This window comes from Streptomyces sp. NPDC057445, assembly GCF_042802855.1.
Lineage (GTDB): Bacteria > Actinomycetota > Actinomycetes > Streptomycetales > Streptomycetaceae > Streptomyces.
On sequence record NZ_JBHVDH010000021.1, the window covers coordinates 94,470 to 111,684 of the forward strand.

The 17,215-nt window shown below is 71.0% G+C and carries 11 protein-coding genes; 9 read left to right on the forward strand and 2 right to left on the reverse strand.

Going from position 1 to position 17,215, the window contains the following annotated elements; all coding sequences use genetic code 11:
* Nucleotides 1-607: 607 nt before the first annotated feature.
* From ACFU5O_RS30745 to ACFU5O_RS30770, 6 genes are all read left to right on the forward strand, one after another.
* Nucleotides 608-2,317, forward strand: coding sequence for a hypothetical protein (locus ACFU5O_RS30745; protein WP_384245441.1), 1,710 nt, complete (start codon nucleotides 608-610; stop codon nucleotides 2,315-2,317).
* Nucleotides 2,318-2,412: 95 nt separating this feature from the next.
* Entirely contained in the window at nucleotides 2,413-3,807 is a 1,395-nt protein-coding gene (locus tag ACFU5O_RS30750; protein WP_384245442.1) for a hypothetical protein, read from the forward strand.
* A 36-nt stretch (nucleotides 3,808-3,843) separates the two neighbouring features.
* The gene (locus ACFU5O_RS30755; protein WP_384245443.1) at nucleotides 3,844-6,441 is read left to right on the forward strand and encodes a hypothetical protein; all 2,598 of its coding nucleotides are present in this window, start codon (nucleotides 3,844-3,846) and stop codon (nucleotides 6,439-6,441) included.
* 322 nt (nucleotides 6,442-6,763) lie between these two features.
* Entirely contained in the window at nucleotides 6,764-8,356 is a 1,593-nt protein-coding gene (locus ACFU5O_RS30760; RefSeq protein ID WP_384245444.1) for a VWA domain-containing protein, read from the forward strand.
* 76 nt (nucleotides 8,357-8,432) lie between these two features.
* Complete coding sequence (locus ACFU5O_RS30765) at nucleotides 8,433-10,397, forward strand: PQQ-binding-like beta-propeller repeat protein (protein WP_384245446.1); 1,965 nt, start codon at nucleotides 8,433-8,435, stop codon at nucleotides 10,395-10,397.
* Nucleotides 10,398-10,934: 537 nt separating this feature from the next.
* Complete coding sequence (locus tag ACFU5O_RS30770; protein WP_384245447.1) at nucleotides 10,935-11,777, forward strand: crotonase/enoyl-CoA hydratase family protein; 843 nt, start codon at nucleotides 10,935-10,937, stop codon at nucleotides 11,775-11,777.
* A 710-nt stretch (nucleotides 11,778-12,487) separates the two neighbouring features.
* Here ACFU5O_RS30770 and ACFU5O_RS30775 read toward each other — a convergent pair.
* Nucleotides 12,488-13,255: an NPP1 family protein gene (locus ACFU5O_RS30775; protein ID WP_384245448.1), complete on the reverse strand. Its 768-nt coding sequence runs from the start codon at nucleotides 13,253-13,255 to the stop codon at nucleotides 12,488-12,490.
* Nucleotides 13,256-13,732: 477 nt separating this feature from the next.
* A complete protein-coding gene (locus ACFU5O_RS30780) occupies nucleotides 13,733-14,392 on the reverse strand; it encodes a hypothetical protein (protein WP_384245449.1) in 660 nt (219 codons plus the stop codon).
* Between the two features lie 636 nt (nucleotides 14,393-15,028).
* On the opposite strand from ACFU5O_RS30780, the gene ACFU5O_RS30785 reads away from it, so the two are divergent.
* The 3 genes from ACFU5O_RS30785 to ACFU5O_RS30795 all read left to right on the forward strand — a co-directional run bounded on the left by ACFU5O_RS30785 (nucleotide 15,029) and on the right by ACFU5O_RS30795 (nucleotide 17,164).
* Nucleotides 15,029-15,259 carry a response regulator transcription factor gene (locus ACFU5O_RS30785; RefSeq protein ID WP_384245450.1) on the forward strand — a complete coding sequence of 77 codons (231 nt, stop codon included), beginning with the start codon at nucleotides 15,029-15,031 and terminating at the stop codon, nucleotides 15,257-15,259.
* 351 nt (nucleotides 15,260-15,610) lie between these two features.
* Complete coding sequence (locus tag ACFU5O_RS30790; protein WP_384245451.1) at nucleotides 15,611-16,165, forward strand: hypothetical protein; 555 nt, start codon at nucleotides 15,611-15,613, stop codon at nucleotides 16,163-16,165.
* 237 nt (nucleotides 16,166-16,402) lie between these two features.
* Complete coding sequence (locus ACFU5O_RS30795; protein WP_384245453.1) at nucleotides 16,403-17,164, forward strand: PIG-L deacetylase family protein; 762 nt, start codon at nucleotides 16,403-16,405, stop codon at nucleotides 17,162-17,164.
* The last annotated feature ends 51 nt before the right edge of the window (nucleotides 17,165-17,215 follow it).

The following is a 17,215-nucleotide window of genomic DNA, read 5'->3' on the forward strand; positions in this document are numbered from 1 at the left end:
GTGCCATGGACCGGCGGGCTGCCCAAACGCCCGCTCCTCGCCCGACCCAGGCACGCCGTACGGGCTGGAACGCGTCCCTGACCGTGTCGCACCAGACCCTCCCCCGGCCATGCGGCGTCAACTTCTGTCATTTTCCGCCAGTGATGGGCGCAGTGATTTCAGAATAAGAAAGGGGAATTGATCTCCTCCGGTCTTTCTCGGTCACTCTCTTCGGGTTGCCGGAACGGTCGCAGAACTCGCCGGTCGACTTTTGAAGAAAGCCTGCGAAAAAGGCTGCAATCCCCTCGGCGAGGCGATTAATGTGAATCGTCAACCGGAGTGGGGACTCCGGGTTCCGGTGATCAGTCATCTGTGCACCTTCACCTGGGCACATCCATGCCTGAATCACGTTCAACATCGATGGTCGGCAGCGCCGTGTGCGCACCGGCGATCGCATCGGGGGTGGGGAACAGTGCAGCCGAATATCGGGGGACGCAGCCGTGACGGCGATCTCCGTGCCGCGCTCCGCGCAGCGGATGTGCTTTACGGGGGGCCCGCCGTACGGGCACGCGGCGCACACGCCGGAGCGGCAACGGGGCCCGCACCCGCGAGGCCCGACCACCACAAGGTGGCGCACCTCGTCGCGGACAGGGACCCGGCCCCCGGCCCGCAGGCATGGAGTCGCGCCTGGCACGAGGTCCTCGCCGGGGAGAGCGCCCGTACCACCCGAGCGGGTCTGGGATGGGTCCTGACCTCCCTGGCCGGGGGGCGGCTCCCCGCCCTGGACCTCCTGGAGATCGGCTGCGAGCGGCTGCGCCTGAGCCGCGTCACCTACGACGGCGCCGTCGCCGGCCCCGACGCACAGCCACTGGCCGACGCCGCATGGTGCGATCTCGCCCCCGCCGCCTCGGCCCTTCCCGCCGAGCGGCTCCCGAGGCTGTTCCTCCTCGCGGGCGGTGCGGGCAGCGTCCCTGCGGATGTCGCGGCACCGCTGAGGCGGGCGCTGCGCTCCTTCGTACGGGAGACACCACACCACTTCGGCCCCCTTGTGGTCGTCGTCAGGGCGGCGGGCTGGCGGCCCGTCGAGCGGGCGGCCGAGACGTTGCAGGAGGAAGTCGCCCCGCTGCTGCGGCTGCGCCTGCCCGCCCACTGGCCGAGGACGCCGGACGACTTGACCACCGGACTGCCGCTGCGCCGCACGGTCTGGCTGACCGGCGCCCGGGTTGACGGCGCGTCGGGAACGGTCGGGCTGGTCCGCCGGGCGCTGTTCCCGGCCGGCAGCCGCACGGGGGACCCCCACGACACCTGCCCCGCGGTCCAGGTCCCGGTCACGGCGCCGCCCGACGGGGCCACCACCGGCGAAAGCGTCGCCGCGGTCGTCTCCGCCGGACGGGACGAGCCGCCGTCACGGTGGCGCCCGGTCCGGCTCGACCGGCTCGAACTCCCGCCGGGCTCCCGGGCCACACTGCGCTACCGGCTACGCGGACCAGGCCGGGTGGAACTCCGGTACGACGGCCACCACGAGCCGGAGACCTCGCCCTGGACCTCCCTGGCGCACGGCACGCCGCGGCGGCTCTCGCGGCCCCGCCCTGTCGATCTGGTGCTCGCCCTGGAGATCGCCGGTCCGCAGGCCGGCGGCGGTACGGCGGTCGAGGAGCGCCTGCAGGAGGCGGCGGCCGTGGTGACGGCCGTACGGGAAGCCGTCGGCAGCGGCGACACACTCCGGGTGGGCCTCATCGGCTACCGGGACCACGCACCGCTCGACCGGCCGTACGACAGCGACCCCATCGTGCACCGGGTGGGCATGTCGACCGCGCAGGTCGCCGAACAGGCCCTGTCGGGCTGGCACCACAGCACACTGCGACACGACTTCGCCACCGGTCTCGAGCATGTGCCCCACGAACTCACCGGCTGGCGCCATCTGTGGCGGCCGGACAGCCACCGGGTGCTCCTGGTGGTCGGCTCGAGGCCCCCGCACCCGCGCAGCCGGCCACCCCAGGTACTGCGCCGCAGCGCCCCCGTACGTATCTGCCCCGACCGGCTGGAGTGGGAGGCCGCCCTGGAAGCGGTGCGCCACCACGACGGTGTCGCTTGTGTGGCGGTCGTCGACGAGCCGGCGTGGATGGACCACCTGGAGGGTGAGCCCCATCTCGCCCGATGGGCGGACCGGGCCTGGGACCTGTTCGGTGCCGAAGGCCGCTTCACCGCGGGCCACGATCCCCGGCGCATCGCCGCCGCCGTGGCAGCACCGGCGCTCTGCCTTCCCGAGGACGGCGTGCCGATCCGGCTCGTCGTTCCCGACGGTGACGGGGAGTGGCTGCACGCAGCGGCCGGCTGAGGAATACGTGACGAGGCCGCGCGCCGGGCGCGCGACCGCGATCAGGCAGGAACCGCGGCGGACGATCGCCGCTGCCGACACAGGGGGACCCCATCATGACCGATGACGAAAAGCGCCCCGAGCGAGGGAAGAACGACAAGCAGGACCGGATGAAGGACGACAAGGCCGTGGAGGGCCCGTTCGACGTCTGGGACCCGGCCACACTGGTCGGCGGCCGGGCCGCCCTGCCACCGGCGCCGGTGCCGTCCGCGACCGCCGCGCCCCCGCACCGGAACGGCGCCGTACCCGCCGCGCCCGTATCTCCGCCGGTGGCCCCGCGCGAGGACAAGACAAGGGCACCCGGGGCGCCTTCGGCGGATCCGGGGCGGCGGGCCGCGGCCTCGCCCCGGGCCTTCGCCGAGAAGCTCGTCGAACTCGACAAGGCCGAGAAGCCCGCCCGGGGAGCCGCTGCCGCCGCGGAGAAGACCGCGCGGCAGGACGAGGCCCGTCAGGAGCCCGAAGGGGCCGCGTCCGCACCCGAGTCGACGATCACCCTGTGGGGCGGGATGGGCAGCGGGAAGTCCACGCTGCTGGCCGCGCTTTCGCGAGCCGTGCAGGATCCTCTGTACGGAAAGTGGAGCATGTGGCCGGAGGACCACGCGTCGCAGAAGTTCCTCAGCGACCTGGCCCACGTCCTCTACCGCGACCGTACGTTCCCCATGGCCACGCTGACCGAGCAGCGCCCGGTCCGCTTCACACTGGCCGGGGATCTCGCCGGGACCCGGTTCTCCCGTGGAGGCCGCAAGCGCTGGTGGCGCGGCTCCACCGCCGCCCGCGATGTCATGGAGTTCAAGGTCACGCTCCGGGATCTGCCCGGCGAGGCGTTCGATCTGCACTCGGAGACCGGTGCGGCCCTGGGCGGCAAGCTCATCAAGGACCTGGGGACGTCCCGCGCGATGGTCTATGTCGTGGACCCCGTCCGCGAATGGCAGGTCAACGGTGACGACGGACCGGTCGGCGACGACGCCCGGCAGAACGCGGACTTCTTCACCGATGTCCTCGCCGGGGTGGCCACCGAGGTCAACATGCGCGGCGAGCGCCAGGGCAACCAGTTGCCGCACAGCATCGCCGTCTGTCTGGCGAAGTTCGACGACGACCGGGTGTTCCGCTTCGCCTGCGAACAGGGCAACGTCCGGCTGAACCCGCGCACCGGACAGCCGGAAGTGATGGACGCCAAGCGCCTGTTCGACGGGCTCTGCCAGGCCTTTCCGCACGGCAGCCTGCGCGAGATCAAGCAGCAGATCGAGCTGTTCTTCGCCCCCGAACGCGTCGGGTACTTCGTGTGTTCCGCCGTGGGCTTCTGGGTCGACCCCGAGCGCGGCTTCGATTTCGAGAACCCGTCTCTGGTGAACCCCGTCGAGGACGACGTCCGCTTCGTCGCGTCGCCCCAGCCCGTCAACATTCTCGAGCCCTTCCTCTTCCTGCGGGGCGTCGGCCCGCAGCAGTCCTGATCCGGCATCCGACCACCGCACGAAAGGAGACCCGCCATGGCACCGGGGCTGACGGCCGACTGGGCCCTGTGGGGCAAAGAGCCGCACACCAACAGCGGCTACAAGGTACTGGCCGCGTACCCACCCGACCTGAGCGCCGACTTCAACACCGCCATCCACCACTGGTCGCCCGGCACCCCGGCGCGACGGGACCAGCTGCCCTGGATCACCATCGGGCCGTGTACCGCTGCGGACGGCACCGACACGGTGGGCGTCTTCGTCCTCGAAGGCACGGAAGCCGTCGACCGGACCAACCGCCCGATCTGCCGGATCAACCACTTCGCCGTACCCGCCGCCCATGTCGGCGCGCACGCTCTCGGGTGGTGCGCACTGGCCAGGGCCGCGCTCGACGCCGTACCGCAGCTGGCGACGGCCGGCACCGCACCGGCCGAACTGTCCGTGGCGGAAGGCGGGCTTCTCACCCAGCTGGGCAGCGTCATCACCTCCTCGATGACCGAGGCCAGCCGCTGGCTCGCGGCCGCGGCGGCGTACCTGCTGGACGGCACCGTGGTCGTCACCGGGGCCCGGCACTACGACCCGCTCCAACTGCTGACGGTCCTCGACTGCGTCGCCGCCATGCTGCCCCTCGGCATGCGCAGCACCTTGTCCGCAGCCACCGGGACCTCCTCGGGCTCCGAGGTACGCATGCGGCTGTACTGGGGGGTCGCCGACGAGGAACCGGGTCTGGCCGTCCTGGCCTGGGGCGGGGGACTTCCGGGCCTCGGTGGACTGTCCCCCGAGGCCCGCTCGTACCACGATCTGCTCATTGCGGCCTGGTCGGCGCACGGCGGAGAAGCCGTGGTGAGGCATCTGGAGGGTGCCCGCGAACCGTTGGACATCACCAGCGGGAGCGCCCACACGGACGCCCTGCGGGTGCTCGCCGGTCTCGACCCCGCGCTCGCCGTCGCACAGGAGGTCCGCGAAGGGCGCGAGGTGGGAGCCGAACGGATCGACGCGGCCCTGCGCCACCCGGCGGCCGACCCCCGGTCCGTCACCCTTCTCTCCGAACGGAAACTGGCAGGACCTTCCACCGACATGGCCTCACTCGCACTTCACCTGAAGCACCCCGAGGTCTCCGAGGCCTTCCGCGCCCAGATCGTGGACGATCTGCTGCACGGCCGGCCGGACAGCGCCCGGGCCAGGTTCCAGAGCGTGCGCGACGCCACCTCCGGCTCCGAGGAGGACCTGGAGCCCCTGGACCAGGTACTGGCGCTCGTGATCGACGAGGTACGGGGGTCCGGATCGGGCTCCCCGGACCCGGTCGTCGAACAACTGCTGCCCACCGTCGAACCGTTCGCCGTCGGCACCATGGCCTTCACCCAGTCCCTTCTGCTGCGCACCCCCGGACTGGCCGGCCGGCTCGTCAGGGTCCTGTGCAAGCGCCCCGACCCGGCCGCGGACGTCATGGCCTGGCTGGAGTGGCTCGGCGACGGCTCTGGGCCCAAGGTCCCCGGCAGCGCGGAACTGCCGGTGCTGTACGCACTGCTGGACTCCGGAAGCGGCACTGCCGGACCCCTGAAGAAATGGGTCGACGCCCACCCCGAAGCGGCCGTCCGGCTGCTCGGTGCCGCGGCCGCCTGCGGGTACGCCGACTCCGTTCTCCTCAACGGCTTCTTCCACGGGCTCGTCGCCTGCTCGTACCGGACGACCTCGTCCGATCCGTTCGAAGAGCCACCCAACGTTCTGCTCAACCACGTGCTGGAGCACCTGCCGACCGGTCTGCGGCCGGAGACCGCGGCCCGCTGGGACGTGCTCTGCGCGCTGACGGACCTGCCGCCCCTGGCCCTGTTCGGCCTGACCGCGGCGCCCGTCCAGCGGGGCTCCGCGGGGCTCTCGACACGCCTCGACGGCTACCTCTCGACCCTGCACTCGGAGCTCGAGAGCACACCCGTGCGGAACCACGCGGCCCTGGTCGTCCAGCAGCTGCTGGAGGGAGTCCTCACGGTCAACCCGGAGAACGGCGAAGGGCCCGACGAGGCCGGCCGGGAGCTGACGACGCGTCTGCTGGAACGGCGCGGCCCGCACGTCCTGTTCGTCACGGAGGCCTTGCAGCTTCTGGCCGCGGAGCCGCTCTGGAAAGAGACGGAGCGGGACGAACAGTGGCTGAACCGGATCGCGAACCAGCTGCCGCAGCTGGCGCCTGCCCTCGTGCTCCGCGGCGTCCACCGCACCACCCGGCGGGTCGGCGGCAGCCCGGATGACTGCCGAGAGCTGGCCGCCCAGCTGTACGCGGCCCGCCAGGCCGGAGCGGGCAACGACGAGCTCTGCCGGGCGCTGCAGCCCTGGGCGGACACGACGAACGGAGGTGCCCGGGTCTTCTCGATCCTCCAGGCCTACCACGCGACCTGGCGGTCCTACGCAGGGGAAGGGCGAGCCGCGGAGGAAAGCGAGCAGCTGGAGATGGCGTTCGCCCGAGGAGGTCCGGACCGCAGGATCTGGCGGCTCTACTGCGACCACTCCCTGAAAGCGCTCGACAGGCAGCGGGGCGACCTGGGCCGCCAGATCCAGGAACTACGGCACAGACAGTCGCGGGCGGACGACGAGATCGCCCGGCTCCGCAAACTCGACGCCGCGACCTCCGAAGGCCGCCGCTGAACCCGCCCCGGCGCCCGCCCTTCGCCCTTCGCCCGCCGCCCTTCGCCCTTCGCCCTTCGCCCTGGTCGAACTTCCCGCGCCCGACTCCGTCCCTGCCCGGCCTTCGTTCCGGACACGCTCCACGCACCCCTCGGACATGGTCCCGGTCTCCGTTTCCGGATCCGCTCCCCTACCCGCCCCAGACCCGCCTTCCGTACCGCCCCGGGCCTGGTCCCGGCACCCGTCCCGGACCCGCTCCCGGCAATCGCCCCGACCGGCCTTCCCGCCCCGGCGTCACGCCCGGGGCCGAGGCCCGTCCACGCACCACACAGGGGGACCCCTCATGCACACCGTCCCGGCACCGGCGCGCCGCGCCCTGCTGCTCACCCTCGCCACGGCACTGGCCGCCTCCGGCGCGGCGCCCGCCGCGGCCGCCGACACGCCACTCCCACGCGACGGCATCTACCGGTCGCTGAAGGTCGACGACGTCCCGGCGGCCTACGTCGTGCTCGTCGACACATCCAGTTCGATGCAGGACCGCGGCCCCGACGGCGTCCCGCTCTACACCACCGTCAAGAAGCGTCTGGCCGACTTCCTGAAGACACTCACCCCCGCCGATCAGGTGTCCGTCGTCACCTTCGGGCGGGCCACCAGCATCGTCCACCGCATGTCTCCCGCGAACCGGACCGGGGGTCTTTTCAGCAACGAACTCCCGCCCACCGCAGGCGAGTCGGCGAGCGACCACGGCGCCGCCCTGGAGGCCGCGGCCGACCAGCTCAACGGCAGCACGGCTCCGGTCGGGGCGGTGCTTCTGCTCACCGACGGCGCCGTCAACGCACCGGGCAGCCCCTACGCGAGCCAGGAAACACCCGCGTGGAAGCGGCTCAAGGATCGCTACACCGCGATGGGCACCAACCGGAAGATCGTCGGTTACGGAGTACCGCTCGCCGAGGGCACCCGGGTCGCCGAGGTCCTCGGCGGGGCGTTCGGTGTCCCGCGCATCCTGCCCGTCGATCCCACCGCACTGGGCTCGCAGCTCGGCGACGCCAAGGAGCAGGTGCGGGCGGAGAAGGCCGCCAGCCTGCTCCGCACCGACCAGGGAAAGGGAGTGACCGTCTCCGTCGCCGGCGAGGGAGTACGCACGCCGGGCCCCGGCAAGGTCACCCTGGCCGCGGGTGCCCGGACCGGCACACGCTCCAGCACCCTGCGGGTCACCCTGGCCTCCCGCACCAAGAACGTACCGCTCAGCGTGAATCTGAAGGCCGCCTCCAAGCCCGGCGGTCCGAAGGTGCGCATCACCGGGCCGAACGGGCCGGTGAAACTGATGCCCGGCCAGAGCCGCACGGTCGAACTGAAGCTGGCCTGGGACCAGGACCCCGAGTTCAGCCTGATTCCCGGCGCCCGGGACTTCCGTACCGGGGTGGAGATCCGGGCCGATGTCTCCTCGCCCTGGACCCCGGCCGTCCGCGGCTCCCTCGGATACCCGACGTTCGCCACCGGCGGGCCCACCGTCACCGACGTCGACCTGGTGGGCACGGTCCCCGGCCGGGCCCCCGGCTGGCTCTACCCGCTGGTCTTTCTCGTGGCCCTGCTCGGCTCGGCGGCCGCGTGGCGCTCCTACAAGCGCCGTAACCCCCGGCTGACCGGGGTGCTGATCGTGACCGACCTGCGCTCCGGCAGCCGCCAGACCATTCCACTGCGCGGCAGGGAGGTCACCCAGGAGACGGACGCGGGAAGCGTACGGGCCCAGATCACCGTACGCGGACGGCTGGAGGCGGGCCGACTCGTGCTCGCCCTCCGCTGCGACCGCGAGGCGCCCCGGGCGGGCGGGGACCGGCTGCGCGACAGCGGCACGTGCGAACTCGGCAAGTCCACGGTGCTGTGCGGGATCGGCTTCTCGCACGAGACCGAGAGCCGCTCGGTCGTCATGCAGTGACGACCGCAGCGCCCTGCGCACCACCCGCCACAGCCCGCCACAGCCCGCCACAGCCCGCCCGAAGAGAGGAACCGACATGGTGATGCCGTTGGACCCGGCCGTCGACCCGTCAGAGGCCGCGGGGTTCCGGCTGCTGGGCAGGCTGGGCACGGGCGGGTTCGGCACGGTCTACCTCGGCAGACCGGTGGGGGAGGAACGCGGCCTCGACACCCTCGGGGCCGTGAAACTCCTCAAGTCCGAATTCAGCGAGGACGCCCAGCACTTGCAGCGCTTCCACCAGGAGAGCAAGGCGCTCGACCGCTGCAAGGGCGCTCGCATCCCGGAACTCCTCGTCTTCGACTTCGGAGGCGGCCGGCAGCCGGTCCTGGCGACCCGCTTCATCCCCGGTCTGTCGCTCTCCCGGATCCTGGAGGCGCACGGCGGGGCGCTTCCCCCCGACACGGTGCACGCCGTGGCCGCCGAGCTCGTCGACACCCTGAACACCGCCCACAGCAAAGGCCTGCTGCACCGCGATCTGCACCCCGGAAACGTCCTGCTGACCCAGGACGGCCCCTGGGTGATCGACTTCGGTCTGACGCGCATCCGCGGCCAGCGGGTCACCGTCACTCTGGACACCGTCATCGGGCACCCGCACTTCTGCCCGCCCGAGCAGCTCATGGGCCTGTCGAGAACGGTCAGCGCGACCGACGTCTTCGGCATCGGCGCCATCGTCCTGTACGGGCTGACCGGGCACCCGCCCTACACCGGCGCCGCCGACTCCCGCGCCATGCTGATGCGGCGCGTGGCCGGCGTCGCCCCGGATCTGTCGGGCCTGCCGGACGACCGTACCGGCCGGCTGATCCGCGCCTGTCTGGCGGAGGACCCGGCCGACCGGCCCACGCTGGAGGAGGTCGCCCACAGCTTCGGCGAGCCGGGCACCCTGCGACTGCCGGACGGCGTCGCCCGTACGCTCGCCGACTACCGGTCGGAGTTGAGGGACTTCCTCGTCGGTGCCGGCAACGCCGCAGATCTGACCGTGCCGTTCCGTCCCGGGCGGCGCAGCTGGAGCGCCGATGTCGGCGAATGGCCACATCGCGTCGTCTCCACCGGACAGGGCACGGTCGTCACCGCCGACGGCAGCGGCGGAGTCCGCTGGCTGGACGCGGACACGGGCCGGGAGGAGGCCCACCACCGGGACTTCGAAGCCCCGGTGCAACTGTGCGCGGAGGGAAGCCTGCTGCTCGTCTGCGACGCCGCAGGCCGGCTGGAGTCCTGGGACACCCGTGCCCGTACGCCCTGGTGGTCCGTCCCCGCGGGCAGCCTCACCGGCGCCCGGGTGCTGCTGCGTGGGCAGAGCGTGTTCCTCGGCGACGGGACGGGCCGGATCCATCATTTCGACGCCGTCACCCGCCGCGTCTGGTGGCGCACCGAGCCCCTCACGGACGACCTCGACGATCCGGCCGCACCGGTCGCGGCGGGTGCCCGGCAGGTCTATCTCTCTGCCGGGCAGGGCCGCGAACTCCTCGCCGTCGACGACGAGGACGGGAGTGTCTGCTGGGACGGGCCGGTGCGGCTGCCCGTCACCGTCCTCGCGGCTCCGCTGCCGCTGGACGACGGACTCGTGGTGGCCGACGGCGACGGCGGCCTGCGGTGCCTGGCCGCGGCCGACGGCTCCACGCTGTGGGAGGCACGGCTCGGGGCCGCGGTCGTCGCGCCGCCCGTGCGCGTCCTCGACACCGTGATCGTCGGCGACACGGCCGGAACCGTCCACTGCCACAGCGCCAAGACCGGCGAGGAGATCTGGCGTGCCCAATACGCCGAGGGCGAGGAGTTCTTCTCACTGTGCGCCGACGGGACCACGGTGTACGCGGGCGGTTGGCACGGCCGGCTCCATCTACTGGACGCCGCGGACGGAGCCTCGCTGCAGAGCTTCGACCTCGGCGGCCAGATCCTCGCCATCGCCCACGCGCCCGGCGGCCGCACCGTCTACGCCGCGGCCTCGCACGGCAGTCTGCACGCGCTGCCTACGGCGGTGGCAACAGGCGTCACGCGCAGCCGTTAGCGCGCCGGCAGCGAGTGGCAGGCCCTTCCCTTGCACGGACCGGGGTTTCGGGTCGGGGCTCGGCCCCGCGGGGTGTCCGCCGAAGCCGCCGAAGCCGTCGAAGCCGCCGATGGACGTACGGCGTGATGCGTCCGGACAGAGGCACCCTCGGTCCGACCGGATCGGCCACCACCGGGCGGCCACCACCGGGCGGCCAGGCCAGGCGGACACGATGGCCACCAACGACGCGGCGACGCGGCGAGGCGGCGATCAACAGCGCACACCGCGCCGCCGTCGCTTCATCCGGTCACGGTCGGAGGCGATCAGCCGTCGATACGCCGGGCACATCCTGTTCCTGAACAGTCCGCCCGCTTCTCCCCTGGTCAGAACGCTGACATCCGATTCACAGGCCGACCACAGAGGTGATCGCATTGCTCGCCGCGGCGGCCCCCGGGGGCGCCTGCCCGCGAGAACACGCCGGGGCTGTCGGTGTGGCTGGGGATCGCCGTCGTGATCGTCGGTCTGGTCGTCGGACTGCGGCCACGTGAGAATGCCGCCATGACCGATACCCCAGATACCCCGGCCACCTCGGCTGCCCCGGCAACAGTGGCGGAGCAGGACACCGTCCCTGCCCCCGCCGTCCGCGTCGAGCGTGCCGGGCCCGTGACCACCGTGGTGTTGTCCCGGCTCGCCGCCCGCAACGCCGTGGACGGGCCGACTGCCCGGCAACTGGCCGACGCCTTCAGGGCGTTCGAAGCGGACGACGAGTCCTCGGTCGCGGTGCTGTGGGGCGAGGGCGGGACATTCTGCGCGGGCGCCGACCTCAAGGCCGTCGGCTCCGAACGCGGCAACCGCGTGGAGCCCGACGGCGACGGCCCGATGGGGCCGACCCGATTGCGCCTGACCAAGCCGGTCATCGCGGCAGTCGCCGGCCACGCCGTGGCCGGCGGGCTGGAACTGGCCCTGTGGTGCGATTTGCGCGTGGTCGAGGAGGACGCGGTCCTCGGGGTGTTCTGCCGCCGGTGGGGGGTACCGCTGATCGATGGCGGCACGGTCCGGCTGCCGCGGCTGATCGGCGAGAGCCGCGCCATGGACCTGATCCTGACCGGCCGGCCGGTCCCAGCCGCCGAAGCGTACGCGATCGGGCTCGCCAACCGGCTCGTACCGCCGGGGCAAGCCCGGCACGCGGCGGAGGAACTCGCCCGGGAGATCGCCGCGTTCCCGCAGCTGTGCCTGCGCCACGACCGGCTCTCCGTACGGGAGCAGCACGGGCTGGCCGAGCCCGAGGCGCTGGCCGCCGAGCTCCGGCACGGCATGGTGCCGCTGTCGGCCGGCGAGACCCTCTCGGGTGCTGCGCGCTTCGCGTCCGGGGCCGGACGGCACGGTTCCTTCACCGACTGACACGTCCTGTCCCGTCCCGGTTACCGGCCGGCCCTTCTCAGAGGCCGGTCAAGGTCCGGTTGCGTACCGTGTGGCCGATGACCCGTCGGACGCCCCGAACAGCCGGCGAGATCATCCGCCGAACGGAGCACTGCCGGGGCCATGCCTCAGGGATCGGTATCAAGCCGGGGTCGACGCCGATCCCCACCACGCCCTTGCGGAAGGCAGTCACGAACTGTCCTATCTCCGCCACAAGAACGTCCCGAGGGACGGCGAGGTCCACGCGTCCGGCTCGAAGACGGAGCCGACCTGCCTGGTACACGAACCTCACCGTCATCCGGCCCTCCCACGAGTCTTCGGGCCACAGATCTACAGGCCATCCAGGTCTGCGGGACAAGCCGTAGGCCGAACCAATGGCCCGAGAAGCAGACTTGGAGCGTCGACCACCCCGTACGCGCCGCGTCTGCCTCAGCCGATGCCCGGCATGGCGTCCTGCTCGACGTCTCAACCGGCTGGGCGCCGACGCGGAGACAAGACGGCCCCGGCGCCGTCGCTCCGCGTCGGTCAGCGGCACCCCGCACTCCAGGCAGCGGAGTACGGGGCGGTACCGGTGACCGGAACGGGCAAGCTCGGTCTGACGGTCGTCGCCAGGCCGGTTCATGGTCATCCCCGCGGCGGCGCGAGGGCCGCTGCCCTCGTCACGCCGAGGAACGACTGAGCACGGCTACCGGTCACGCATTGGGGTCGAACGGGATGCCGGCCGGCTTGGCCTCGGCGAGGTGGCTCGTGAAGCTGCCGTCCTTGAGCCCGAAGTGGGCGCTGCCGAAGTCGGCCTGGCTGAGCTTGTCGCGCAGGCCCGCCGGGTAGCCGTTCCAGCCAACGAGCTTGGGGAACTGCCAGGTGTGCTGGTGGTTCTCCGGCGGTTCGTCGTTGGAGTTGGCGGGTCGGAAGCAGTGGGTGCTCACACCGTCCTTGTGGTACACGACCTTCGGGTGTGTGCCGTCCCAGCGGATCTGGTCACGCGGGTAGATGTTGAAATCTCCGTGGGCCGAGGTGGCAACGTACTTCGCCTGGTTGTTCTGCACCCAGACCACGACGTGCTCCCAGTCGTGGCGGTGCCCGCCGAGACTGATGCCGGGAATGGCCTGGTCCTTCTCGAAGTAGAGCCCGTAGATGATGGCGCACCAGCCGTTGTTGCACTTGGCGCGCGAGTACCCGTTGGTGTTGACGAGGTCCGACGCGTCCCGGCAGTTGCCGTTGAGGGCCCCGGTGGGCTTCAGACCGGGGTTGATGATGCCGTCGGGACCGATGGCCGGCGTCGAGTAACAGCCGTCGGTGTCGTAGTCGTAGGCCGGCTGGAACGTCTGATCCAGCGCGTCCGCGTTGGCCGGCAGGGCGGCCAGCGGCGCGGCGAGGGCAGTGTTCGGAACGGCGAGCACCAGCGCGAACGCGCCGGCGAGGATGAGCGAAGTTCTGCGGATTCTTGCGCTCTGCTGCACCAAGTCCTCCTGGAGACCGCGTGTGGGGTACACGACCGTTGACATGCCCGCCACAGCTTTCAGGTGTTTCGGCGGAATACCAAGAGGGGTGAGGCATCTATGCGATGAAGGGTGGACCAAGAACGGGACGCGGTTCCGTCCGCCCTCGCACGCTGCCCGCAGGGGATTCGCCGCCAGGCGGCTTGTGGTGGCTGTGCGTCAGCTCATCGATCCACAGGACCTGCCAAGCCCTGGCCGTGCAGGACGATCTCGAGGGAGCGCACCACGATCGTGGTCACGCACCGGCTCGAGAACGCCTAAGTCGCCGATCACATCGTGGTCATGGAGCACGGGCACATCGGCGAACAGGGGCACCATGACGACCTCGTCCACGCGGGCGGCACCTTCGCCGGGCTATGACGACGGGCGCCCCTCTTCGCGAGGGGCGCCCGTGTTTGTCCGTCCTGAATCAGACGTCGCTGCTCTATCAGCGCGCCATCAGTCCACCAAGTCCGTCCAGACGTTGAAATCCGTGTCGTCGACGACGTCCTCACCGAGGCCGAGCTCGTCCCCGAGCGCCAGATAGCGCTCGTAACGGACCTCGCTGATCGGTACGGAGTACGCTTTCACCGCCCTGAGCAACAGCCGGAAGGCGAGATCCGTGTCGATGTCCACCGCCTGTTCCAGGGCCGGGACGACACCGGCGAGCGGGTGGTAGGAGTGGTGCGCCGTCGCCTGCTCGAGGGCAGGTCCGACCGATCTCACTTCGGCTCGGACCGCCTCCTTCGTCGCCTCGTCCACCACAGGTGTGGCAGTGACGGGCGAGAAGGAGGGGTCGTCACGCCGGATCCTGCCGGTGCAGATGTCAGCGATCCGGCGCAGCCACAACCGGCCGTCGATCCCGAGGCGTTCCAGGTCGAATTCCCGGAACGTCCCCGCCAGCCACAGGATCTCGACGTCCCGGCTGGACAGAGGTGAGTCCAGGAGCACGAGACAGTCCCGCAGAAGCTGGTGGGCGAACACCCCTTCGAACCGGTCCGCGACGCTCCCGACGACCTTCAGTCCCGCGGCCTCGCTGTTGACCAAGGGGTAGCGGATCCATTTGATCAGCCCGCTGAGCCCTATGTCGACACCGAGGTGCCGGTGTGGCTGCGCCATGCTTGCTTCCCTCTCCTACTTCGGGCAGCTGGTGAAGATGACGAAGTTGTCCGGGACGCCCGTGGCCTCGCCCCCAGGGCGCATGTTGCCCTTTCCTCGCACCGCCTTGATCCTCATGATCACCTCGTTACCCGCATCGGTCGGCGCTGCGGCCCCCGAACGGTAGACCTGGTCGGACGGCGGCACAGCACACCTGCACAGCCATCGATGCCGTCGCCATCGAGTTCACCGCACCCGTCCGGTGATCAACGCACGAGTACTTGCTTGCGGCGCTTGAGCGTCTTGATGCGGTTGACGTGCGGGCACAGCCCTCCGTCCCCTCCACCCGCCGCCACGGTGCAGGGATCCGGCCGCCCATCACACTCAGTGACCAAGCGGTGCACTCAGTCAAAGTCCCGCGCCGAAGCGCGTCACCTGGTTCCTTGCCGCACGGCTCTTCCGCGCGATCGCACCGCGGCACTGCGACGCGCCTGAGGATGTGGCCTGTGACACGTCTGTGACAGCCGGCGGACGCCGTCATGAAGTCGCCCGGACAGACTTTTCAAAAGCGGACAAATGGCAGCTTTCAGGCATATGTCCCCTGCTTCCGAGGGTGTGAGCAGTGATGACCGAGCCGATCCGTCGGAGGAAATTCCCATGAGCCTCACACTCGCCACGCCGTACACCGAAGCCCCCACCCCTGCACTGGCTCCCCGCGAGCGGGAGACCCTGCGACATATCGCCGCCGGTTGCACCTACCTGCAAACGGCTCGCCACATGGGGCTTTCCAAGCACACGGTCGACGCCTATCTCCGCCGCATCCGGGCCAAGCTCAACATCAACAGCACGGCGGAACTCACACGCCTGGCCATCTCTCTCGGCCTGTGACACATGAAGACGCAAAAGCAGTGGGCTGATAGAGCGGCAAGAGTTGCCGGATGCAAGTAGTTGCCGCCTCAATTTCTTATCATGAATGTCCGCCTGGCATGACCGCTGGGCAGCGCGACCGCGGCAGCACATCCACGGCGGCGAGTCCGGCCTCCCGCCCCTGAGCGCCGGCCGGACAGCGGGGACCGCGTCGAGGGGCCCTGCCGTCCTCAGGCAGCGCCAAGGCGGTCGCGGGCTGGTCGTCACCCGGTCGACGGCTCCACTATGGAGGCAGGCGTGGTATGGAGCGGCGCCGCCGACGCGCGACAACGGCTTCCGGCAGCCGCCGGGTGAGGCTTCCTGGGGGGAACCATGAGCACGGGAATGGTCACGATACTGGTCGCCGCGGTGGGCGTGATGGGAACACTGCTGGCACCGATCACAACAGCCTGGGTCGGCGCGCGAGGCCGGTTACAGGAGTTCGAGCTCCAGCAGCGCGCGGAGACGGCCAGACGACGTGACGAGGACGCCCAGCAGGAGCTCGAGCGCAGGCGTGACACCTATGTCGCCCTCAACGCCAGCGCCCGCCGGTGGCGCATACGGATGATGGAGGATCTGCACGCCCTGCGCCTCGGAACCACTCCGGACGCGAACGGCGCCACGGAAGCCGCTCGGAACGAGTTCCTGGACACCTATGCCCAGGCCCAAATGCTCGTCCCCGACTCCGTCCTGAAACCGAGTCAGTCCGTGCGTGTGGCTCTGGCGGACGCCAAGAAGCAGATCGACAGCTTCCGGGAGGACACCGCGCAAAGCCCGGACCAATGGCAGGAACTCCACACGGGCCTGATCAAGAGTTGGGATGTGATCATGGTGATGCAGATCGCCATGCGGCGGGACTTGGGCATCACCACGATCCCGTCGTCGTGACGGACGTGCGCCCGTACTCGCGCAGCGGACCGCACGGTCGCCGACGCCTCACGGCGAGCGGGCCCTCGAGCTCTCCTGGTCGAATCCTCGGAGCAGCCCGCTCGGCATCGCCGGGGCGGTCGAGCGCACCATGGCCCGCTGAGCGGCTTCCGCCGCCTCGGCCGACGCCCGTCGGTGGTGTTCTGACCGTCGCGTGGGACCATGGCCGACTTCCCCGCACCTGGAGGGTGATCCACGATGCCCGTGCCGAGTCTGCTCGGAGTCTTCGCGCACCCGGACGACGAGTCTCTGTGTGCGGGCGGAGTGCTTGCCCGTCACGCGGCCGCGGGCGCTCGCACCGCGGTCGTCACGGCAACCTGGGCCGAGGACACCCCGCGCGCTGCGGAGCTGGCGGAGGCGCTCCGGATCCTCGGCGTCGACAAGCCCCGGATGCTCGGATACGCCGACGCCCGTGCACCGCAGTCCGCCCCGGGCAGCGAGCGGTTCTGCGATGCTCCGCTCGACGAGGCGGTGCGACGGTTGGTCGAGCACATCCGCGAGCTCCGCCCCGAGATCGTGGTCACCCACGACGCCTACGGCGGCCTGACCGGCCATCAGGACCATGTGCACACCCACCGGGTGACCATGCTCGCGGTCCAGGCCGCCGGGCTCGACCGGCTCTACCCGGGCGCCGGAGATCCCTGGCAGCCCGGCGCGCTCTATCTGGCCACGCACCCGGACTCGGCTGCGCGGGCGCTGGGTGGATTCCTGGCCCCGACGGGCAAGGCGCTGCGCAGCGTCCCGGACGAGCGGATCACGGCGACTGTCGACGTGCGCCCCTGGCTGGAGCAGAAGGTCGCCGCGGTACTGGCTCACCGAACCGAAGTGGACCGGGGAGCCGTACCGGGTCTGATCGCCGGTCTCTCGGCACCTCACCAGGAGCAGCTGCTCGCCACCGAGTGGTACATCCGCCACAACCCTGTCGCCACATCGACAGCCCAGACCGAACTGACCGCCTGAACACCTTCCGGGATCGCAGAACGCGCGGCGGGGTGGGGGGCCGGACGCAAC

What these genes read in the sequence shown, in the direction of transcription:
- ACFU5O_RS30765 (WP_384245446.1), top strand. Translation starts at nt 8,433, where the DNA reads ATGGTGATGCCGTTGGACCCGGCCGTCGACCCGTCAGAGGCCGCGGGG.
- ACFU5O_RS30750 (WP_384245442.1), top strand. Translation starts at nt 2,413, where the DNA reads ATGACCGATGACGAAAAGCGCCCCGAGCGAGGGAAGAACGACAAGCAG.
- ACFU5O_RS30790 (WP_384245451.1), top strand. Translation starts at nt 15,611, where the DNA reads ATGAGCACGGGAATGGTCACGATACTGGTCGCCGCGGTGGGCGTGATG.
- ACFU5O_RS30770 (WP_384245447.1), top strand. Translation starts at nt 10,935, where the DNA reads ATGACCGATACCCCAGATACCCCGGCCACCTCGGCTGCCCCGGCAACA.
- ACFU5O_RS30785 (WP_384245450.1), top strand. Translation starts at nt 15,029, where the DNA reads ATGAGCCTCACACTCGCCACGCCGTACACCGAAGCCCCCACCCCTGCA.
- ACFU5O_RS30780 (WP_384245449.1), bottom strand. Translation starts at nt 14,392, where the DNA reads ATGGCGCAGCCACACCGGCACCTCGGTGTCGACATAGGGCTCAGCGGG.
- ACFU5O_RS30755 (WP_384245443.1), top strand. Translation starts at nt 3,844, where the DNA reads ATGGCACCGGGGCTGACGGCCGACTGGGCCCTGTGGGGCAAAGAGCCG.
- ACFU5O_RS30760 (WP_384245444.1), top strand. Translation starts at nt 6,764, where the DNA reads ATGCACACCGTCCCGGCACCGGCGCGCCGCGCCCTGCTGCTCACCCTC.
- ACFU5O_RS30795 (WP_384245453.1), top strand. Translation starts at nt 16,403, where the DNA reads ATGCCCGTGCCGAGTCTGCTCGGAGTCTTCGCGCACCCGGACGACGAG.